Raw genomic sequence first — 20,912 nt, forward strand, 5'->3', positions numbered from 1 at the left:
TTACAGTCCGGCGACCCAGTTGCGCAGCAACGCGTAGCCGGCGTCGCCCGACTTCTCGGGGTGGAACTGGGCGGCGCTGAGCGGGCCGAGCTCGACGGCGGCCGCGAAAGGCTGGTCGTGGCTTGCCGTGGTCACCTTCGCGTCGGCCAAAGCGTCAAGATCATTGGCCGCGTACGAGTGGACGAAGTAGAACCTGGTCTCGGCGGGCAGTCCGTCGAACAGTCGCGACCCCGAAGGCACGTCGACCGTGTTCCAGCCCATGTGCGGGATGCGCTCGGCCGACAGCTTGTTGACCACGCCGGGCAGCAGGCCGAGGCCCTTGGTCTCGACACCGTGCTCGACGCCCGCGTCGAACAGGATCTGCATGCCCACGCAGATGCCGAGCACGGGGCGCCCGGCCGCGACCCGCGCCGCGATCATCGGGCCGGCGTCGATCGCCTCGATGCCCGACATGCACGCCGCGTACGCGCCGACGCCCGGAACGACCAGGCCGTCGGCCTCGGCCGCGACGGACAGGTCGCTGGTCACGGTGACGGTCACACCGGTACGGGCCACCGCCCGCTCGGCCGAGCGCAGATTGCCCGACCCGTAGTCGAGCACGACGACGTTCGCCATCAGACCGACCACAGGATGCCGCCGGCCGTGGCCAGGGCGGCGAGCACCCCGACCAGGCCGATGCTGAACTTCGTGGCGCCCGACTTCACCAGCTGAATCACGCCACCGACCAGGAAACCGGCGAGGATGAACAGCGCGATGGCCATCAGAGCACGCCCTTGGTCGAGGGCAGCTGGCCGGCGTTGCGGGGGTCGATCTCGACGGCCTCGCGCAGTGCCCGGGAGAACGCCTTGAACTGCGTCTCGACGACGTGGTGGGCGTCCGGCTTGCCGCCGTCGCGAGCCGCGCGAAGCACGCTGACGTGCAGCGTGAGCCGGGCCGCGTGGCCGAACGACTCGAAGATGTGCCGGGTCATGCTGGTCGGGTAGACCGGGCCGATGTACGGCGCGAGCTCGGGCTCGTCGTGCACGATGTACGGCCGGCCGGAAAGGTCGACCGCGGCCCGCACCAGCACCTCGTCCATCGGGATGGTGGCCGAGCCGTAGCGCCGGATGCCCGCCTTGTCGCCCAGCGCCCGCGCGAAGGCGTCGCCGAGCGCGATGGCCGTGTCCTCCATCGTGTGGTGGGCGTCGATCTCGAGGTCGCCCTCGGTGCGGACGGTCAGGTCGAAGCCGCCGTGCCGGGCCAACTGGTTGAGCATGTGGTCGTAGAAGCCGACGCCCGTGCTCAGGTCGCCCTTGCCGGCGCCGTCGAGGTCGATCTCGACGAGCACCTTGGTCTCGTTGGTGACGCGCTCCACCCTCGCGGTGCGACTCATGGCAGTGCCTCCAGGCTGAGCTTATTCAAGAACGTGTCGGTCTCAGCGGGCGTGCCGGCGGTCACGCGCAGCCAGCCGGGCAGGCCGACGTCGCGGATCAGCACACCGCGGTCGAGCAGCCGCTGCCAAGCGACTTTCTGATCCCCGCCCACCTCGAACAGCACGAAGTTGGCGTCGCTGTCGGCCACCTTCGTCCCCCGCGAACGGAGCGTGGTGACGATGCGGTCACGCTGCTGCTTGATCACCTCGACGGTGGCCAGCAGAGCGTCACGCTGGGACAGGGCGGCGCGGGCGGCGGCCTGGGTGAGCGCGGACAGGTGGTAGGGCAACCGGACCAGCTGCACGGCGTCGACCACGGCCGGATCGGCGGCCAGGTAGCCCAGCCGGCCCCCGGCGAAGCCGAACGCCTTGCTCATCGTGCGGCTGACCACCAGGCGCGGGTGGCCGGGCAGCAGGGCCAGCGCGCTCGGCGTGCCGGGACGGGCGAATTCGGCGTACGCCTCGTCGACCACCACCAACCCCCGGGCCGCCTCGAGCACGGCCGTGACCACCTCGGGGTCGAGCGCCGTGCCGGTCGGGTTGTTCGGCGAGCACAGGAAGATCAGATCGGGGTCGTGCTCGTCGATCTGCGTGAGCGCCGCGGCCGGGGTGAGACCGAAGTCGGGGTCGCGCAGCGCGCCGATCCAGCGGGTGCCGGTGCCCTGGGCCAGCAGCGGGTGCATCGAGTACGACGGCCCGAAGCCCAGCGCCGTGCGGCCCGGCCCGGCGAACGCCTGCAGCAACTGCTGCTGGACCTCGTTCGACCCGTTCGCGGCCCAGGTGTTGGCGCTGGTCAGGCCGTGACCGAGATAGTCGGCCAGGTCGGCCCGCAGCGCCACCGCGTCCCGGTCGGGGTAGCGGTTGAGGTCGCGCAGCTCCGCCTGCACGGCCTTGGCGATCGCGTCGACCACCACGTCGGGCAGCGGATAGGAGTTCTCGTTCGTGTTGAGCCGCACGGCCACGTCGAGCTGCGGAGCGCCGTACGGCGTCCGGCCCCGCAGATCGTCGCGGATGGGCAGGTCGTCGATGGTGGTCACCGCTCACCACCGGGGAAACGAGCCCGCACCGCGTCGCCGTGTGCCGGCAGGTCTTCCGCGTTGGCCAGCGCGACGACGTGACCGGCGACGTCGCGCAGGGCGGCCTCGTCGTACTCGATCACGTGGACGCCGCGCAGGAACGACTGCACCGACAGGCCGGACGAGTGGCGTGCGCAGCCACCGGTGGGCAGCACGTGGTTGGAGCCGGCCGCGTAGTCGCCCAGCGACACCGGCGACCACGCCCCCACGAAGATCGCCCCGGCGTTGCGCACCCGCAGCGCCCACTCACGGGCGTCGCGGGTCTGGATCTCGAGGTGCTCGGCCGCGTACGCGTCGACGACCCGCAGCCCCTGCTCGAGGTCATCGACCAGCACGACGCCGGACTGCTCGCCGGCCAGCGCGGTCTGCACCCGGGCCGCGTGCTTGGTGCTCGCCACCTGCCGCAGCACCTCGGCGTCGACCGCCTCGGCCAGCGCGGGCGAGTCGGTGACCAGCACGCTCGCGGCCAGCGGGTCGTGCTCGGCCTGGCTGATCAGATCGGCCGCGACGTGCCGCGGGTCGGCGGTGTCGTCGGCCAGGATCGCGATCTCGGTCGGGCCGGCCTCGGCGTCGATGCCGACCGTGCCGCGCAGCATGCGCTTGGCCGCGGTCACCCAGATGTTGCCCGGGCCGGTGATGATGTCGACCGGCTCGCAACGGTCACCGTCGCCCGCCCCGTCGGCGCCGTAGCCGAGCATGGCGATGGCCTGGGCGCCGCCGACCGCGTAGACCTCGTCGACGCCGAGCAGCGCGCACGCGGCCAGGACGCGGGCGTCGGGCAGGCCGCCGTTCTCTTTCTGCGGCGGGCTCGCCACGACCAGCGCCTCGACGCCGGCCACCTGGGCCGGCACCACGTTCATGACCACGGTGGACGGATAGACGGCCAGGCCGCCGGGGACGTACAGGCCGACGCGGCGCACCGGGATCCAGCGCTCGATGACCGTGCCGCCCGGCGCTACCTTGGTGGTGACGTCGGTGCGGCGCTGGTCGGCGTGCACCGTGCGGGCCCGCTCGATCACCACCTCGAGGGCGGCGCGCACGTCGGGCTCGAGCGTCTCGGCCGCGGCGGCGATGGCGGCCGCGGGCACCCGTAGCCGATCGAGGGTGACGCCGTCGAACCGCTGGGTCGCCTCGCGGATCGCGGAGAAGCCGTGCTCATGGACCGCCTCGACGACCGGGCGGATCTGCTCGACGGCCACGGAGACGTCGAGCTGGGCACGGGGCAGCAGGCCTCGCGGGTCCCGGTGGGAGCCGCGCAGGTCGATCCGGTTCAGCACGCTGCCAAGTTTAGGCGGAAGGCTCCGCAGAACCGCGTCCGCCGTGGGCGGGACCAGGTCGTGGGATCTCGATCACTCTCTCGCGACCGCCGCGCGGCCGCCACGGGTGGGACGGGTTGACCATGGTGGGGCGACCGATAGGCTGAACCCGTGAGCAATCGGCTGCCGGTGTTCCCGCTGGGTACGGTGCTCTTCCCCGGCCTGGTGCTGCCCCTCCACATCTTCGAGGAGCGTTACCGCACGCTCGTCCGCGAGCTGGTGGCCAGCCCCGAAGACGGGCCGCACGAGTTCGGCGTGGTGACGCTGCGCCGCGGGGCCGAGGCCCCGGCCCCCGAAAGCGCCGACGAGCCCACGCCGGAAAACCCGCCGATCGAGGTCGACGACCTCTACCCGACCGGCTGCACGGCCGAATTGCGCCAGGTCACCGAGCTGCCCGACGGCCGCTACGACATCATGACCGTCGGCCGGCGGCGGTTCACGGTCAAGGACGTGCGCCAGGGTGACGAGCCCTACCTGACGGCCGACGTCGAATGGCTGCCCGACGAGTCGGCCGACGAACTGGCCGAGCTGCTGGCGCCGCGGGCGCTGGCCGCCTTCCGGGCCTATCTCGAGCTGCTGCGCCCCGACTCCGAGGGCCTCGACGCGGTGCCCGGCGACGCGACCGTGCTCTCCCACCTGATCGCGGCCACCGCCCAGCTCACCACCGACGAGCGCCAGCTGCTGCTCTCCGCCCCCGACACGGCGACCCGGCTGCGCACCGAGCTCAAGCTGCTCAACCGCGAGTCCGGCCTGCTGGCGAAGGTGCGCGCCGTCCCGGTGCCGCTCAGCGACCTGGCCCGCCCGGCCAGCCCGAACTAACTACGCGGATCCCCCGGGCGGAAGCCATCCGGCTCGCCCGGCTGGTAATCGCGCGGGTCGCCCGGTGGTGGGTAGCCCTCGGTGTAGTCGCTGTTGGGGCCGTAGCCCGGTTTGGCGCCCGGCTGGTCGAGGTCGGGGTCGTTGGACCAGCCGGCCATCAGCGTCAGCGCGATGGCCGCGGCGAACGCCGGCACCAGCATCGGCCCGAGCGAGTGCACCTCGGGCGGCGCCGCGTAGGTCGCGCCCTGCTGGGCCGTCTCGATCCACTGCTGATAGTCGGACCGGCCCGCCAGCTCGCCCACCCAGGGCGCCACCAGCCAGCCCGCCCCGAGTGTGCCCAGCACGACGCTGAGCAGCAGGAAAGGGCCCCGGTCGCGGCGCAGCAGCAGCCACGCGCCGATCGCCACGAGCAGGCCGAAGCCCAGCCCGAGCAGCGTGAACCAGCCGTCGGCGGCGATGTATTCCTCGGGCGACGGGTCGTTGACCACCACACCCGCCTGGCCCGCGTCGATCACCGGCACGGACGGGGTGAGCCAGCGCCAGAGCAGTCCCAGCGGGCCGCCCAGGGCGAGGATCACCAGCAGGCAGGCGACCGTGACGACGAGCGTGCGCTTCCACGGCCGCGGCGACGACCCACGCAGGTCGACCGGGCGGCCGAAGAAAGTGCGGGCGGGTCCGGACGGGTGGGCCAGCTCGTACCCGTGCGGCGGGGCCTCGTAATCGAAGGCCGGGCGCTCGCCCGGCGGCGCCGGTTCCTGACTCGCGTTCACCCTACGATCCTGCCAGGTGCCGCCTGCCTGCGTCCCGCGTGCCCGGTCACGGTGCTCAGGCCACCGCGGACGGGCCGAGGATCATCTTGAGGTCGGCCCGCAGCGCCGGCGTCGGCGCGACCCGTACCGCGCCCAGCCGCAACACCGTCGTGCGGCTGCCGTTCTGCAGGTGGACGTGCACCTCGGCATCGCCGGGATGGCTGCTCAGGATCTCTTTCAGCTCGGACACCAGCGGCGGCGTGCACCGGGTGATCGGCATGGTCAGCGTGACCGGTTTGCTGTCGGGGTTGATGCTGACGTCGGGCAGCGACATGTCCATGGCCATGATGCGCGGCGTGTCGTCGCGCCGGTCGATGCGGCCCTTGACCACGACGATCGCGTCCTCGGCGATGAACTGGCCGATCACCTCGTAGGTGTTGGGGAAGAACAACGCCTCGACGCCGCCGGCCAGGTCTTCGAGCGTGGCCGAGGCCCAGGCCCGGCCCTGCTTGGTGATGCGCCGCTGCACGCCGGTCAGGATGCCGGCCAGCGTGACGATCTGGCCGTCGGGGACCGTGCCCTCCTCGTTGAGCGCGGCGATCGTGGTGTCGGCCGAGTTCTGCAGCAGCTGCTCGAGGCCGGCCAGCGGGTGGTCGCTCACGTAGAGGCCGAGCATCTCGCGCTCGAAGGCCAGCTTGTCGCGCTTGTCCCACTCGGAGTCGCCGATCGTCGGCATGGCGACCGTGGCCGCGCTGCCGCCCTCGGTGTCGCCGAACGCGCCGAACAGGTCGAACTGGCCGGCCGCCTCGTTGCGCTTCACGCCGGCATAGGCGTCGATGGCCTCGGCGTGCACCGCGAGCAGGCTCTTGCGGCTGTGGCCCATCGAGTCGAACGCGCCCGCCTTGATCAGCGATTCGATCGTCTTCTTGTTGCAGACGACCGCGTCGACCTTGGACAGGAAGTCGTAGAAGTCCTGGTATTTGCCCTTTTCCTCGCGGCAGCGGGCGATCGCCTCGACCACGTTGTGACCGACGTTGCGCACCGCGGCCAGGCCGAAGCGGATGTCCTTGCCGACCGGGGTGAACGGGCCGGAGGACTCGTTGACGTCGGGCGGCAGGACCTGGATGCCCATGCGCCGGCACTCGGCCAGGTACATCGCCATCTTGTCTTTGTCGTCGCCGACGCTGGTGAGCAGACCACCCATGTACTCGGCCGGGTAGTGCGCCTTCAGGTAGGCCGTCCAGTAGGACACCAGCCCGTACGCCGCGGAGTGGGCCTTGTTGAACGCGTAGCCGGCGAACGGGACCAGAACGTCCCACACCGCCTGGATCGCCTCGTCGGAGTAGCCGTGCTCGCGGCAGCCGTCGCGGAACGGGATGAACTCCTTGTCGAGGATCTCCTTCTTCTTCTTACCCATCGCGCGGCGCAGCAGGTCGGCCTGGCCGAGGCTGTAGCCGGCGAGGATCTGCGCGGCGCGCTGCACCTGCTCCTGATAGACGATCAGGCCGTACGTCGGTTCCAGGATCTCGCGCAGCGGCTCCTCGAGCTCGGGGTGGATCGGGGTGATCTCCTGGAGCTTGTTCTTCCGGAGCGCGTAGTTGGTGTGCGACTCGACGCCCATCGGGCCCGGGCGGTAGAGCGCCAGGACGGCCGAGATGTCCTCGAAGTTGTCGGGCTTCATCAGCCGCAGCAGCGACCGCATGGGCCCGCCGTCGAGCTGGAACACGCCCAGCGTGTCGCCGCGGGCGAGCAGCTCGTAGGCCGCCTGGTCGTCGAGCGGCAGCGCCAGCAGGTCGAGGTCCATGGCGTGGTTGAGCTTGATGTTCTTGACCGCGTCGTCGAGGATCGTCAGGTTGCGCAGGCCCAGGAAGTCCATCTTGAGCAGGCCCAGCGTCTCGCACGTCGGGTAGTCGAACTGCGTGATGATCACGCCGTCGGCCGGCCGGCGCATCAGCGGGATGTGGTCGATGATCGGCTCGGCCGACATGATCACCCCGGCCGCATGGACACCGGTCTGCCGGATCAGGCCCTCGATGCCGCGCGCGGTGTCGATCACCTTCTTGACGTCGGGGTCGGTCTCGTACAGCGTGCGGACCTCGCCGGCCTCGCTGTAGCGCTTGTGCTCCTTGTCGAAGATGCCGGAGAGCGGGATGCCCTTGCCCATCACGTCGGGCGGCAGGGCCTTGGTGATCCGGTCGCCGACCGCGAACGGGTAGCCGAGCACGCGGGCGGAGTCCTTGATCGCGGCCTTCGCCTTGATCGTGCCGAACGTGGCGATCTGGGCGACCTTGTCGTCGCCCCAGCGCTCGGTGACGTAGCGGATGACCTCGCCCCGCCGGCGCTCGTCGAAGTCGATGTCGACGTCGGGCATCGAGATGCGCTCCGGGTTGAGGAACCGCTCGAAGATCAGGCCGTGCGGCAGCGGGTCGAGGTCGGTGATGCCCATCGCGTACGCGATCAGGGAGCCCGCGGCCGAGCCACGGCCGGGGCCGACGGCGATGCCGTTGCGCTTGGACCACTGGATGAAGTCGGCGACCACGAGGAAGTAGGCCGGGAACCCCATCGAGATGATCACGCCGAGCTCGTACTCGGCCTGCTTCATGTGGGTCTCGGGGATGCCGCCGGGGAAGCGCCGCTTGAGGCCCTCGAACGCCTCGTGGCGGAAGTATTCCTCTTCGGTGAAGCCGTCGGGGATGGGGAACCGGGGCATCAGGTTCTTGAAGGTGAACATGCCCTCGGTGTCGACCCGCTCGGCCACCAGCAGCGTCGTGCGGCAGCCCTCCTGCCAGGCGTCGGACGAGTCGACCGCGCGCATCTGGTCGGCCGACTTGACGAAGTAGCCGTTGCCGTCGAAGCGGAAGCGGTTGGGGTCGGCCACGTTGCTGCCGGTCTGCACGCACAGCAGCACGTCGTGCGCCGCCGCCTGGGCCTCGTAGACGTAGTGGGAGTCGTTGGTGACCAGCGGCTTGATGCCGAGCTTGCGGCCGATCTCGAGCAGGCCGTCGCGCACCCGGCTCTCGATCGACAGGCCGTGGTCCATGATCTCGAGGAAGTAGTTGTCCTTCCCGAGAGCCTCCTGGTACATCGCGGCGGACTTCAGGGCCTCGTCGAACTGGCCGAGCCGCAGCCGGGTCTGCACCGTGCCCGAGGGGCAGCCGGTCGTGCCCATGATGCCCTCGGCGTGTTCCGCGATGATGTCGAAATCCATGCGCGGGTACTTGCCGAGCTGGCCCTCGATCGAGCCGCGCGAGTTGAGGCGGAAGAGGTTCTTCAGGCCGACGGCGTTGCGGGCCCACATGGTCATGTGGGTGTAGGCGCCGTTGCCCGAGACGTCGTCGCCCTTCTGCTCGGGGCGGCCCCACTTGATGCGGCTCTTGGTGAGGCGGGACTCGGGCGCCACGTACGCCTCGACGCCGATCACCGGCGTGATGCCGGCCGCCTTGGCCTGGGTGTAGAAGTCGTACGCCCCGTGCATGTTGCCGTGGTCGGTGATCGCCGCCGCGGGCATGCCCAGGCGCGAGGCCTCGGCCAACAGCTCCTTGACCCGGGCCGCGCCGTCGAGCATCGAATACTCGGTGTGCACATGGAGATGCACGAACGAGTCAGACACCCGGGCCCCCTTAACTTTTATGCCCTTGCAGTGCGGCGAAGCCGCCTCAGCTGGCACAGCCGAACCCGAGCGACTCTAGCCGGAGCCCCGGACGAGATTCGAGGGCTACACGCGTGTCATTCGGCGAATGGCTCGATCATCACACTGGCCGCCTTGAGCCACGCCGTGCGCGTCTCCTGCTGGAGCTCGCCGTACTCGATCGACGAGCCGACCTCGAGGGCCTGGTCGTAGGGCACGACGGCGACCGCGCGGGTGCGCGTGGCGAAGTGCTTGGCGAAGTCGTCGAGCAGCGGCAGCGGGCCCGGCGAGGGGCACGAGATCAGCGTGACCGCGTTGGAGACCAGGTCGCCCATGCCGCTGTCGTCGAGCACGTCGAGCATCCAGTCGGCGGTGAACGCGGCGTCCTCGCGGGGCACGGTGGTGATCACGAGTTGGTCGGCCTGGCGCATGACGGTCTGCCAGTTGACGCTCTCGACGTTGTTGCCGGTGTCGACGCAGATCACGTCGTGCGTGCGGCGCAGCAGGTCCATCACGCGGCGCACGGTGGCCTGGTCGAGCCGGGCCGCGAAGCGCGGGTTCTCCTCACCGGCGAGCACGTCGTACGAGCCGTCGGAGGCGTGCCGCAGATAGCCGTCGAGCTCCTGCAGCAGCGCGTCGCCGTGCAGGTTCTCGATCTGCATCAGGTCGGCCAGCAGGTGCTTGATCGTGCGGGCGTGGCGGGCGCTGCCGGCCCGCAGGCCCAGCGTGCCGCGCAACTCGTTGTCGTCCCAGGCGAGCACGCCCCGGCCGCGGACGCTGCCGATGGTGGCCGCGGCCAGCACCGTGGCGGTCGTCTTGTGCACGCCGCCCTTGGGGTTGGCGAAGGCCAGCACCCGCGGCTTGCCGAGCTTGCGGCGCATCGCCGACACGGCGCGCTCAAGCTGGTCGTCGGTGCGGCCCTGCCGCCACTCGATGCGGGCGGCAGCCGGCGAGGTGGGCTGCGGCGCCATCGGCGCGGGCGGTGGGGCGGCGGGCCGGGCCGGCGGGGCCGCCGGCATCGGCGGCGGCGCGACCGGCATGACCGGCGCCGCGGCCGACGCCCGGACCTGCGGATATTCGCGACCCGGGGGCGGCGCCGCCGGGGGCCGGGCTCCGGGGTTGAAGAAGCTGTGCTGCTCGTCGGCCTGGGGTGCGGCCGCGGGCGCGGGGGCGGACGCGCGTCGCGGCGACGGCGGCGCGTCAGCCGGGCGGCCCTGCCAGCGCGGGTCGAGCGGGTTGATCGGCCGCTGTGGCATCGGGCGCGGCTCAGGCTGCGGCGGCTCGGGCGGGCGTTGCTCGTAGCGGCCGGCGCCGTACTGGCCGCGGGTCTCGAGCGGGTTGACCGGGCGGCGTGTCGGCAACGGCTGGCCGTACTGCTGTTGCTGGGCCGGCGGCGTGGCGGCAGCCTCCCGCTCCTGCTCCTGCTGTTCTTCGGTCGGCCGGGAACCGTGCCGGGCGCGGTCGAGCAGCGCCCGCCAACGCGGGGCTGGTTCCGCAGGCCGGCCCCAGCCGGTCTCGGTCCCGTCCACGGGTCGTCCTTCCTGCGCTGCTTGACTGCCGGTGATCCACACCCCGGACTCCTCGCCCCTGACAGGCTACGGAGCGAACCCCGATCGGGCCACTGCCCGTTCTCCCGAACCGGCCGGCGAGAGGACTAACGCCCGGATCCGGCTCGAGGTGCTGCTGAACTGCTGGTCGCATCGTGAGCAGGAATCGCGTCCGAAGCAGAGGGTACGGCAGCGCGCTCCTCCGGTGCCGGGGTGGAAGGCGGCGTCGCGCGGACGGCGCCGATCGATGAGGCAGATGTCACAGGCGCCCCGGCCGACGACATTATCGGCGTGGATGGCCGTGGGGCAATGCCCTCGGACCCGGTTGGCACAGCGGGCGAGCGTGGCGGTTCGGCCGGAACTGTGCCGTTCTGCTCCGGCAGCGGCGGGCGGAACTCGGTGCGGTCCAGCTGACGCACCTCGGGAGCCGGGTCGACGGCCCGTACGCCGGGCCGGTCGGCCACCCCACGCAGCGCCGCCGGCGCCGCCCGGACCACGGCCGCGAAGACGCAGGAGCACCCCGAGCGGTAGGCCGAGGCCTCCGCCGCCGCAGTGCCGGCCGCCGCCGCGTACGCCCGCCGGGCCCGCCGCTGGTTCTCGTCGTCCCCGGTCAGGCGGCGGGCCAGCTGCTCGTACTCGGCCTGCTCCCGATCGCGCTCGAGGGCCGTGTTGAGCATGCCGGTGAGCACGTCGGCCGGCAGCCGGTAGACCGGGATCCGCACGACCGGGGTGTGCGCCGTGGCCAGCGGCACCCGGGCATACACCTGGGCCACCGCCGTGCCCGGGAACAGATCGGCCAGCAGCCCGGCGGCCACGTAGTGCTCCAGGCTCACCAGCGCCCACGTCTCGCCCGCGACCGGCGCCGACGGGTTGGTCAGGGCGTCCAACTCGTCGCGGGTCGCGTCGAGGTAGCCGGGCACCGACTGGCCCTGCACCACGCCGACCCGGACGACGTCGCCCGGATCAACGCCCGGCGTTGCCTCGGGCCGGCTCAGCCAGAGCGAGCCGAGCAGCAGCGCCCCGGCCGAGGCGACCGCGACGGCGGCGACCAGACGGGCCGAGGGGGTGCCGCGCAGCGGGTGCCCCCGTACTCGATGACCCGCGGGCCCCACGGTGACAGTGCTCCCGGATCAGCTCGCGTCCTGCAGCACGCTCAGCGCGTACTTCAGGTCGTCCGGGTAGTCGCTGACAAAGCGCACCTCGTCGTGGGTGCGCGGGTGCAGGAAGGCCAGTTCGCGGGCGTGCAGCCACTGGCGGTTGAGCTTGAGCCGGGCCGCCAGCGTCGGGTCGGCGCCGTACTGCGTGTCGCCCGCACAGGGATGCCGCAGGGCCGAGAAGTGCACCCGGATCTGGTGGGTCCGGCCGGTCTCGAGCTTCACGTCGACCAGGCTGGCCGAGCGGAACGCCTCGATCGTGTCGTAGTGGGTGACGCTCGGCTTGCCCGTCGACATCACCGCGAACCGGTAGTCGGCCGTCGGGTGGCGGTCGATCGGCGCGTCGATGGTGCCCCGCAGCGGGTCGAGGTGGCCCTGCACGACCGCGTGGTAACGCTTGTCGACCTCGCGCTCCTTGAACGCCCGCTTGAGCGTGCTGTAGGCCGTCTCGCTCTTGGCCACGACCATGATGCCGGTGGTGCCGACGTCGAGGCGGTGGACGATCCCCTGCCGCTCGGCGGCGCCGCTGGTCGCGACGTTCTGCCCCATGGCGGCCAGGCCGCTCACGACGGTCGGGCCGGTCCAGCCCGGGCTGGGGTGCGCGGCCACGCCGACCGGCTTGTCGACCACCACGATGTCGTCGTCGCTGTAGATCACCCGGAGGCCGTGGACGGGCGCGGCCACCAGCACCGGCACGCTCGCCGGCGCGGGCAGCGTGACCTCGAGCCAGGCGCCGGCGCTGACCTTGTCGGACTTGGGACGCGGGATGCCGTCGACCAGCGCGTCGCCCGATTCGACAAGCGTCGCGGCGGCCGTGCGGGACAGCCCGAACAGCCGCGATACGGCCTGGTCGAGCCGCATGCCGTCGAGCCCGTCGGGCACCGGCAGGGAGCGCTGGGAGCTCACTTCTGCTCGTCCTTCTTCTTCCGTACGGAGATCCGGGTGCCGTCCCGCTGCCGGCCGGTGAGCTCGAGCAGCACCGCGAGCACGACGCCCACGCTGAGGCAGCTGTCCGCGATGTTGAAGACGGCGAAGTATTCCGCGTACGGCCCGAAGAGGCTGATCATGTCAACCACGTGACCGTGCAGGAAGCCGGGGGCGCGGAACAGCCGGTCGATCAGGTTGCCCAGGGCGCCGCCGAGCACGAGGCCCAGCGCCAGCGCCCACGGCACCGAGCGCAGCCGGGTCGCCATGTAGGTGATCCAGCCGATCACGACCAGGGTGATCACCGGGAAGATCCACGTGTAGTCGCTGCCCAGGCTGAAGGCGGCCCCGCTGTTGCGCAGGAGCGACAGATAGATCAGGCCACCGAGGATCCGGACGGGATTCCCCTCGTCCAGGTTCTCGGTGGAGAGCCACTTGACCCACTGGTCAAGGGCCACGGCGACCACGGCGGTGGCGCCGAGGACGGCCACGGCACGCCCGCTGAGCCGGGGTTTCGGCCCCGGCTCCGGCTCGCCCACGGTGGTCGCGCCCGTAGCCTCGTCGGCGTTCAGCGTCGTTCCTCCAGCTGCTTGCAGGACACACAGAGAGTCGCGGACGGGAACGCCGCCAGTCGCTCGACCGGGATCGCGTTGCCGCACCGCTCGCACCAACCGTAGTTGCCCTCGCCGAGCCGGTCGATGGCGCGTTCCACCTGTGTGATGCGCTCCAGCAGATTGTTGGCCAGAGTGATCTCCTGCTCACGTTCGAGCGTCTTGGAGCCGGTGTCGGCCTGGTCGTCGCCGACCGAGTCGGCGACGCGGTCGCGCTGCAGCTCGGTGAGCTCGTTGATCGAGGTGTCGTACTCGGCCTGCAGCTCGTCGCGGCGCTCGACCAGCGCAACCCGGATCTTCTCGGTCTCGGCGGCGCTGCGGGTCCGCCGGCCCTCGCCCGTCGCGGTCGCCTTGGTTCCGGTTGCCTTGGTGCCGGTTGCCTTGGCCATGGTCGCTCCCTCACCCGCCCGAGCGGCGATCAGCGTGCAGATTACGAGCCGCGGGTGCCGCTGAGGCACCCCGGCCCTACCGTCGACGTTGCCCGCCGGCCGGTCGCTCGGGCCGGGCAACGCCGTAGATCTTCCCCCACCGGTCCCACCGGCGCGGCCGAACCCGCGGCCACGCACTCCAGTGGGTGGCAAGGATACGGAACGTATACCGGACCGACAACAGCCCGTACCGGATCTTGCCCCGCAATCCGCGCGAATCTCGGTAAAACAGTGGTTAGATACCGGCCGGATCCTCGTCGCCCTGCTCGCCGAACCAGCGGGCGAGGCTGCCCCGGCGGCTGACCGCCCGCAGGCGGCGCTCGGCGACGTCACGGACCGCGGCGGTGGCCACGATCAGCAGGGCGTCGCCGGTGCGCAGCCGCGTGTCGGGGCCCGGCACGAAGCCGGCGCCGTCCCGCACGACCAGGGTGACCGAGGCGCCCGACGGCAGGCGCAGCTCGTCGATGTGCACGCCGGCCAACCGGGATCCCTCGGCGATCTCCATCTGGAGCAGGTCGGCATTCATCCGCTCCAGCGGCGCGGTCTCGACGTGCACCTCGACCGCCTCGCCGGGGGCGGTGACGCCCAGCATCCGCGCGGCTGGGCCGAGCGTGCTCGCCTGCACCAGCGTGAAGATGATGACCAGCACGAACACCGCGTCGAACAGGCCCTCGGCGCCGGGTGTGCCGGCCGAGAGCGGGATCGTGGCCAGCACGATCGGCACCGCGCCGCGCAGGCCCGCCCACGACAGGAAGGCGCTGCCCCGCCAGCCCACCCGGTTGCCGGGGCGGCGGGGGCCACGCAGGGGCCGGGCCAGCACCGCCGCGATCACCACCGACAGCGGCCGGGCCAGCAACACCAGGGCCACCCCGACAACCAGCGCGGGCACCAGCGCATCGGCCAGCCGGTCGGGCGAGCTCAGCAGGCCCAGCAGCACGAACAGGCCGATCTGAGCGACCCAGGCCAGGCCGTCGGCGAATCCGAGGATGGCCCGGCGGTGCGGGATCCGGCCGTTGCCCAGCACCACCCCCGCGACATAGACCGCGAGGAAGCCGGAGGCGTGGGCAACAGCGCCACCGGCGTACGCCAGCACGGTGAGACCCACTGCCGCGATCGGGTAGAGACCGGCTGACGGCAGCGCGGCGTTGCGCAGCAACCAGCGCCCGGCCGCCCCCACCGCGTAGCCGATCGCCGCTCCCGCCGCCAGCTCGTAAACGACGATCGACAGCTCGTACCACCACGGATGCATCTCCGACAGGTCCGCGCTGAGCAGCACGACCAGCAGCACCACGGGCGCGTCGTTCATGCCGGACTCGGCCTCGAGCGTGGCGACGAGACGGGGCGGCAGCCGCAGCCGGCGCAGGGTGGCGAAGACCGCGGCGGCGTCGGTCGACGACAGCACCGCGCCGTAGAGCAGGGCCAGCTGCCAGGGCAGATCGAGCAGCACGTGGACGACGAGACCGACCACCGCGATGCTGACCGCCACCCCCACCGTGGCCAGCGAGCTGGCCAGGCCCAGCACCGGCCGCAGCGCGCTCCAGCGGGCGGTCAGCCCACCCTCGGCGATGATCATGATGAGCGCGCAGAAGCCGAGCGTCCGGGTCAGCTCGGCGTCGTCGAAGCGGATGCCCAGCCCGGCCTCGCCGATGAGGATGCCGATGGCCAGGTAGACGAGCAGGCTAGGCAGCCCGACCCGGGTCGAGACCCGGACCGCGGCCACCGCCACCAGCAGGACCGCGGAACCGATGAGCAGCGCGTAGTCCAGCCCGCCGGTCACGGCGTGGCCGTGCCGTCCCGCAGCGCGGTCAGGCGCCCGGCGACCCCGGCGGTGGGCGCGGCGACGGTGAACACCTTGTCGCGGCTGGTGGCGCCGAGCCGGAGTGCCACGGCGGCCGGGCGCACCCCGAGAGCGCCGGCCAGCGCCCGCCGCACGGCCTCGGTCGCCTTGCCGTCCACGGCCGGCGCACCCACGGCGATGATCAGGGCGGGCCCGTGCGGCCCCTCGTAGCGCCCGCCGACGCGGTCACGGCCGGCGCCCGGCCGCACCCGAACGGGCACGGAGAGGGCAGTCTCGTCAGGCGGAGGCACGCGGCGCTTGACCATGCCTCATTGTGCCGATCGGTGTCCGGCGTTGGGGAAGTCCGAAGTTCAGCCGCGGGCGGCCACGCCCACCAGCCGGTCGACCGGGCGGCACAGGCCGCACGGGCTGAAGCCGAGCTCGACGGCCTCGCGCACCGGGATCGGCTCGGTCAGGCGGCCGACCAGGCTCGGGCACTCGGGCACGTGGTAGCGCGGCCGGCCGTCGACGACCAGCACCTCGGCGTCGAGGCGGGCCACCCGGACCGCGTCGGCCGGCTGCACCGCCTGCGGCAGCGGCTCGTCGTCGGGATCGTCGGCGGCGGGCTCGGCGAACTCGTCATCGGCCACGTCCGGGCCGGGAGCGGTCGCCTCACGAGCGTCGGCGTCCGGGGCCTCTCGGCGCCAGGCGTCCTCGTCAGGGGCCTCACTGCGAGCGGCGTTGATGGTGGCGGAGGCCCGGCCGTAATCCGGATCCTCGGCTCGGGGGCGCTCATCTGCTGACAAATCGCCCGCAGGGACGCCGGCCTGGTCGGCGAAGTCGGCCTGGTCGGCGAAGTCGGGACCGGCAGAGGGCTTCGCCGCGGCCACGTCGGCCGGGTCGAACTGGACGGTCTCGCGTTGATCGCCGGCGAAGTCGTCGGCGGACCGGCGGGCGGCCATCTCTTCGGCGGCCGCGGCGAACTCGGGCTCGGCCACGTAGACCGCGTTCTCGTCGGTGTCGTCCTCGACGAGAGGAGGTGTCGCGGGTGTCGCGCGCCGCGCGGCGGCGGCCTGGCGCGCGCCGACGACCAGGAAGACGGCGGCCAGCAGACTGGCCACGATGGAGCTGATGAGCAGGCCGCTCGATCCGCCGGTGAGGCCCAGCACGAGCAGCGTCACCGCGACGAGGATGAGCAGCAGGCTAACAACGATCATGGCTCATCCTCGTCGGGTTCCGGAGGGAGAGAGAAAGCTCAGCGCCCGGACTCGATGGCGTTGCGGCCACCGTATGAACCGGCCAGTCCGGCCGCGGCGAGACCACCGCTGCCACCGACGGCACGCCCGGAGTCGGCCCGCGACATCTCCGCCTCGAGGCCCTGACCCCGGCCGTCGAGGTCGCGCAGCTGGCTCTCGAGGTAGGCCTTGAGGCGCGTGCGGTATTCCCGCTCGAACTGCTTCAGCTCCTCGATGTGCTTCTGCAGCGCGGACCGCTTGGCGTCGAGGCCGCCCATGGCCTCCTGGTGACGCTGACGAGCGTCGCGCTCGAGGGCGTCGGCCTTGGCGCGGGCCTCGCGGGTGACCTCTTCCGCCTTGGAACGGGCGTCGGAGAGCAGCTTGTCGGCCTCGCGGCGCGCGTCGGCGACGTGGTCGTCGGCGGTGCGCTGGGCCATCATGAGCACCCGCAGAGCCTGCTGCTCGCCGTCGGCGCCGGCGCCGGCGGCGCTGCCACCGGCCGGACCCTGGGCCCGGACCTGTTCGAGCTCGGCCTGCATCTGACGCGCGGCCTGCTCGGCCTGCGCCTTGTCGCGCTGCACACGGTCAAGCTGGGCCTTGACCTCGTTGAGCTCGGCCGCGAGGCGCGGGTCGGCGCTCGGACCGGCTGGCGCGCCACCCCGACCGCCGCGCTCCACCTGGGCGCGCAGCTCGTTGTTCTCCTCGATCAGACGGGCGAGCTCACGCTCGACCTCGTCCAGGAAGGCGTCGACCTCCTCCTCGTCATACCCCCGCTTGCCGATCGGGGGCTTCTTGAAGGCGACGTTATGAACGTCGGCCGGGGTCAGCGGCATCGAAACTCCTCGGGTCAGTCGCGGCCGCGGTTGGGGCTGCTGTTTAGCTGAAGTTCAGGATCAATCTTTGAAGCACGAACCTCATGAGCACGAACAGGATAACCAGCAGCACGATGGAAGCCAGGTCCAAACTCACGTTACCAATGCGCAGCGGGGGGATCACACGCCTCAACGCCTTGAGGGGCGGATCAGTGACGCTCCACACCGTTTCGAGTCCCGCCGACGCCCCACGACCGGGTTGCCACCGACGCCCGTACTGGAGTACCGCACCCAGCACGAACCTGGCAAGTAGGACCAGGAAGAAGATGTAAACGACTAAATACAATATTTGGAACACGATCGAGAGCACTCGTGCGGATCCCCCATCTGGGTGGCGGGCGCGCGGGCGCCCGCCTCAGGCCTGACCGAAGAACCCACCCTCAGCGATCTTGGCCTTGTCCTCTGCGGTGACCTGGACATTTGCCGGTGAGAGCAGGAAAACCCGGTTGGTCACGCGCTCGATCGTACCGCGAAGGCCGAAAGCCAGCCCGGCGGCGAAGTCAACGAGCCGGCGCGCGTCCCCTTCATCCATTTCGGTGAGATTGATGATGACCGGCACGCCGTCGCGGAAGTGCTCGCCGATGGTGCGCGCCTCGCGGTACGTGGTCGGGTGCAGCGTCGTGATCTGGTAACGCTGCTCCTCCTCGACCGGCCGCGGGCGGGGCTCCGGCTGATGCACGGCCTGCGGGGCCAGGGCCAGGTTCTCGCGCGTGGAGTAGCTCAGCGCGGACGAGTTGTCACCGACCGTGGCGGGCCGGGTGATCGATCGGACGCTCGCGCGCTCCGAACGTTCCGGGCGTTCCACCCGATCGTGGTCCTCCACGTCGGCGTGCGAGGACAGGCGGTCGGACCCGCGGCTGCGCTCCGTGCGCGCACGGGGCACGGGGCGCTCGTCCTCGAGCTCCTCGTCGTCGGCGAACTCGTCGTCGGAGTACCGGCTTCCCGAGTACCGGTTCCGCGAGCGGTAGGGGGCTTCTTCGTACCCGTTGTCGTAACCGCGGTCGTCGTCCTCTTCGACGAGGCCCAGCCAGACGCCCGCCTTGCGAAGCGCGCTCATGCCTTCACCCCGTCCCGCCACCGCGAGTTGACCCGACCAGCCATGTGCCCCCACCTTCGTCCGCCGCGCGGAACGCACCCCCTCGGCGTTACCGCATTCCCCCTTTGCACGGTCGGAAGCTCCGATGCGGACCCTCGTCCCGTGACGTGCCGCGCCGTCGACCCGACGCCGCCGTGGATGATCATGAAACATGCCCACAAACGGTTGTCGCGTAAACAACACCCATGTAGTTTGCTGCCCGCCGCAAGGCTACCGCAGCAGGTTTCGCATTCCGAGCAAAGAAGTGCCGATCCGGACGTGTGTCGCGCCGTGCCGGACGGCGGCCTCGAGGTCCCCGCTCATGCCGGCCGAGATGGCCGTGGCGGAAGGATGAGACTTGACCAGCCGCTCGGACAACCCACGGAGCAGCTCGAACGCGCGGTCGGGGGCCCAGTCCACCGGCGCCACCGCCATGACGCCGCCGAGTCGCAGGCTGTCGGCGGAGGCCACCGAGTCGGATACCCGCCAGAGGTCGTCGCCGGTCACGCCCCCGCGCGCCGGGTCGCCGTCGATGCTCACCTGGATCAGGATCTCGAGCGGATCCGGCCGCCCCTGGGCCGCGCGGGCGAGCGCCTCGGCCAGCCGCACCGAGTCGACGGACTCCACGACGTCGGCGTACCGCACAACCGATCGGGCCTTGTTGCGCTGGAGCTGACCGATGAAATGCCAGCGCGGGGCCGCCCCCGCCGCGCGCGCCTCGGCGGCCTTGGGAGCGGCCTCCTGATCGCGGTTCTCCCCGACGTCGGTGACCCCGAGCCCGGCGAGCAGCACGACATCGCTCGCCGGGTACGTCTTGGTGACCGCGACGAGGGTGACCTCGCCCGCGGCCCGGCCGGCCGCCTCGCAGGCGCGCGCAATCCGGCCGTTCACCTCGATCAAGGCGGCGGCCAGCTCGGACCGCCGCCCGTTGTCAGTCATGCCGTCCCCGATAGGAAAGAGCCTCAGGAGCCGTTCTTCAGGAAGTCGGGCACGTCGACGTCGTCGAAGAGCACCCGGCGCGGCGTCGGCGTGGTGGCCGGCGGCGGCGGCGGCGAGGCGGCGGCCGGGGCCGACACCGTGGTCGCCGGCGCCTGCGGTGTGGTCGCCGCGCGCTCGGCCGGCTGCTGGATGACCTTGCGCGCCGGCTCGGACGGCTTGTACGAGGGCGTGCCCCCGTCGAAGCCGGCCGCGATCACGGTGACCCGCACCTCGTCGCCCAGCGCGTCGTCGATGACCGCGCCGAAGATGATGTTGGCGTCCGGGTGGGCCGCGTCGGTGACCAGCTGGGCCGCGTCGTTGATCTCGAACAGGCCCAGGTCGGAGCCGCCGGCGATGGAGAGCAGCACGCCGCGGGCGCCGTCCATGCTCTGCTCGAGCAGCGGGCTCGAGATCGCCTTCTCGGCCGCCTCGACCGCGCGGTTGTCGCCGCGAGCGCTGCCGATGCCCATGAGCGCGCTGCCGGCGCCGCTCATGACGCTCTTGACGTCGGCGAAGTCGAGGTTGATCAGACCGGGGGTGGTGATCAGATCGGTGATGCCCTGCACGCCGGAGAGCAGCACCTGGTCGGCCTGGCGGAACGCGTCCATCATGCTTATTCCGCGGTCGCCCAGCGCGAGCAGCCGGTCGTTCGGGATGACGATGAGCGTGTCGCACTGGTTGCGCAGCTCGTCGATGCCGGACTCGGCCTGCACCTGGCGGCGCTTGCCCTCGAACGAGAACGGCCGGGTGACCACGCCGATGGTGAGCGCACCGAGCTTGCGGGCGATGTTGGCGACCACGGGCGCGCCACCGGTGCCGGTGCCGCCACCCTCGCCGCAGGTCACGAAGACCATGTCGGCGCCCTTGAGCACCTCTTCGATCTCGTCGCGGTGGTCCTCGGCGGCGTTCTTGCCGACCTCGGGCTGCGCGCCGGCGCCGAGGCCCCGGGTCAGCTCGCGGCCGACATCGAGCTTGACGTCGGCGTCGCTCATCAGCAGCGCCTGCGCATCGGTGTTGATCGCGATGAACTCGACGCCCTTGAGCCCGACCTCGATCATGCGGTTCACGGCGTTCACGCCGCCACCACCGATACCGACGACCTTGATGACCGCCAGGTAGTTGTGGGGAGGTGTCATGGGCTCAGCCTTCCCTTCCAGGGTTGTGGATGTCGTGGGCCCCGTGCGGTCCGGCCAGACCGCACCTTCGACACCCGCTGCCGGACAAGGGAGGGCGAGGAAACCCTCACCCTCTACTAGAGGCTTAGGGTTATGTCAACCACTCAGCCTCTCGTGGCAACGTAAGCGGAGTTCCG

The 20,912-nt window shown here is 71.5% G+C and carries 21 protein-coding genes; 1 reads left to right on the forward strand and 20 read right to left on the reverse strand.

Going from position 1 to position 20,912, the window contains the following annotated elements; all coding sequences use genetic code 11:
- The 5 genes from hisH to hisD are packed head-to-tail and all read right to left on the reverse strand — an operon-like array spanning position 1 to position 3,764.
- Positions 1 to 615 (reverse strand): imidazole glycerol phosphate synthase subunit HisH, encoded by a 615-nt coding sequence (gene hisH, locus LXN57_RS28315; RefSeq protein ID WP_251801271.1) that lies wholly within the window; start codon positions 613 to 615, stop codon positions 1 to 3.
- Positions 615 to 761: a CG2302 family histidine operon protein gene (locus LXN57_RS28320; RefSeq protein ID WP_221376094.1), complete on the reverse strand. Its 147-nt coding sequence runs from the start codon at positions 759 to 761 to the stop codon at positions 615 to 617. Before LXN57_RS28320 ends, hisH begins: the two co-directional genes overlap by 1 nt.
- A complete protein-coding gene (gene hisB, locus LXN57_RS28325; RefSeq protein WP_251801272.1) occupies positions 761 to 1,372 on the reverse strand; it encodes an imidazoleglycerol-phosphate dehydratase HisB in 612 nt (203 codons plus the stop codon). Before hisB ends, LXN57_RS28320 begins: the two co-directional genes overlap by 1 nt.
- Positions 1,369 to 2,448: a histidinol-phosphate transaminase gene (locus tag LXN57_RS28330; RefSeq protein WP_251801273.1), complete on the reverse strand. Its 1,080-nt coding sequence runs from the start codon at positions 2,446 to 2,448 to the stop codon at positions 1,369 to 1,371. The genes hisB and LXN57_RS28330 overlap by 4 nt, the downstream gene beginning before the upstream one ends.
- Positions 2,445 to 3,764 carry a histidinol dehydrogenase gene (hisD, locus tag LXN57_RS28335; protein ID WP_251801274.1) on the reverse strand — a complete coding sequence of 440 codons (1,320 nt, stop codon included), beginning with the start codon at positions 3,762 to 3,764 and terminating at the stop codon, positions 2,445 to 2,447. Before hisD ends, LXN57_RS28330 begins: the two co-directional genes overlap by 4 nt.
- 150 nt (positions 3,765 to 3,914) lie before the next feature.
- Between hisD and LXN57_RS28340 the strand changes: the two genes are divergently transcribed.
- A complete protein-coding gene (locus LXN57_RS28340; protein ID WP_251801275.1) occupies positions 3,915 to 4,622 on the forward strand; it encodes an LON peptidase substrate-binding domain-containing protein in 708 nt (235 codons plus the stop codon).
- Here the strand turns inward: LXN57_RS28340 and LXN57_RS28345 are convergent.
- The 15 genes from LXN57_RS28345 to ftsZ form a co-directional block, all read right to left on the reverse strand.
- Entirely contained in the window at positions 4,619 to 5,392 is a 774-nt protein-coding gene (locus LXN57_RS28345) for a hypothetical protein (protein WP_251801276.1), read from the reverse strand. The genes LXN57_RS28340 and LXN57_RS28345 overlap by 4 nt on opposite strands.
- A 55-nt stretch (positions 5,393 to 5,447) precedes the next feature.
- On the reverse strand, positions 5,448 to 8,981 hold the full coding sequence (gene dnaE, locus LXN57_RS28350) for a DNA polymerase III subunit alpha (RefSeq protein WP_251801277.1): 3,534 nt from the start codon (positions 8,979 to 8,981) through the stop codon (positions 5,448 to 5,450).
- Between the two features lie 116 nt (positions 8,982 to 9,097).
- Complete coding sequence (locus LXN57_RS28355) at positions 9,098 to 10,528, reverse strand: MinD/ParA family ATP-binding protein (RefSeq protein WP_251801278.1); 1,431 nt, start codon at positions 10,526 to 10,528, stop codon at positions 9,098 to 9,100.
- A gap of 125 nt (positions 10,529 to 10,653) precedes the next feature.
- Positions 10,654 to 11,658: a hypothetical protein gene (locus tag LXN57_RS28360; RefSeq protein ID WP_251801279.1), complete on the reverse strand. Its 1,005-nt coding sequence runs from the start codon at positions 11,656 to 11,658 to the stop codon at positions 10,654 to 10,656.
- Between the two features lie 18 nt (positions 11,659 to 11,676).
- Positions 11,677 to 12,561 (reverse strand): RluA family pseudouridine synthase, encoded by an 885-nt coding sequence (locus LXN57_RS28365; RefSeq protein ID WP_251801404.1) that lies wholly within the window; start codon positions 12,559 to 12,561, stop codon positions 11,677 to 11,679.
- A 41-nt stretch (positions 12,562 to 12,602) separates the two neighbouring features.
- The gene (gene lspA, locus LXN57_RS28370; protein WP_251801280.1) at positions 12,603 to 13,163 is read right to left on the reverse strand and encodes a signal peptidase II; all 561 of its coding nucleotides are present in this window, start codon (positions 13,161 to 13,163) and stop codon (positions 12,603 to 12,605) included.
- A 29-nt stretch (positions 13,164 to 13,192) separates the two neighbouring features.
- Positions 13,193 to 13,624, reverse strand: a complete 432-nt coding sequence (locus tag LXN57_RS28375) for a TraR/DksA family transcriptional regulator (protein ID WP_251801281.1) — start codon at positions 13,622 to 13,624, stop codon at positions 13,193 to 13,195.
- A gap of 274 nt (positions 13,625 to 13,898) precedes the next feature.
- Positions 13,899 to 15,440 (reverse strand): potassium/proton antiporter, encoded by a 1,542-nt coding sequence (locus tag LXN57_RS28380; RefSeq protein ID WP_251801282.1) that lies wholly within the window; start codon positions 15,438 to 15,440, stop codon positions 13,899 to 13,901.
- A complete protein-coding gene (locus LXN57_RS28385) occupies positions 15,437 to 15,766 on the reverse strand; it encodes a DUF167 domain-containing protein (protein ID WP_251801283.1) in 330 nt (109 codons plus the stop codon). Before LXN57_RS28385 ends, LXN57_RS28380 begins: the two co-directional genes overlap by 4 nt.
- Positions 15,767 to 15,811: 45 nt before the next feature.
- Positions 15,812 to 16,657, reverse strand: a complete 846-nt coding sequence (locus LXN57_RS28390) for a hypothetical protein (protein ID WP_438872926.1) — start codon at positions 16,655 to 16,657, stop codon at positions 15,812 to 15,814.
- Between the two features lie 38 nt (positions 16,658 to 16,695).
- Entirely contained in the window at positions 16,696 to 17,508 is an 813-nt protein-coding gene (locus LXN57_RS28395; RefSeq protein WP_221376108.1) for a DivIVA domain-containing protein, read from the reverse strand.
- A gap of 43 nt (positions 17,509 to 17,551) precedes the next feature.
- Positions 17,552 to 17,857, reverse strand: coding sequence for a YggT family protein (locus LXN57_RS28400; protein WP_221376109.1), 306 nt, complete (start codon positions 17,855 to 17,857; stop codon positions 17,552 to 17,554).
- Between the two features lie 45 nt (positions 17,858 to 17,902).
- Positions 17,903 to 18,604, reverse strand: a complete 702-nt coding sequence (locus tag LXN57_RS28405; protein ID WP_251801284.1) for a cell division protein SepF — start codon at positions 18,602 to 18,604, stop codon at positions 17,903 to 17,905.
- A gap of 249 nt (positions 18,605 to 18,853) precedes the next feature.
- Positions 18,854 to 19,561, reverse strand: a complete 708-nt coding sequence (locus tag LXN57_RS28410; RefSeq protein ID WP_251801285.1) for a YggS family pyridoxal phosphate-dependent enzyme — start codon at positions 19,559 to 19,561, stop codon at positions 18,854 to 18,856.
- A 23-nt stretch (positions 19,562 to 19,584) separates the two neighbouring features.
- Positions 19,585 to 20,736: a cell division protein FtsZ gene (gene ftsZ / locus LXN57_RS28415; RefSeq protein ID WP_251801286.1), complete on the reverse strand. Its 1,152-nt coding sequence runs from the start codon at positions 20,734 to 20,736 to the stop codon at positions 19,585 to 19,587.
- Between the last annotated feature and the right edge of the window lie 176 nt (positions 20,737 to 20,912).

Source organism: Paractinoplanes hotanensis (genome assembly GCF_023717965.1).
In the GTDB taxonomy this organism is placed as follows: Bacteria; Actinomycetota; Actinomycetes; order Mycobacteriales; family Micromonosporaceae; genus Actinoplanes; species Actinoplanes polyasparticus.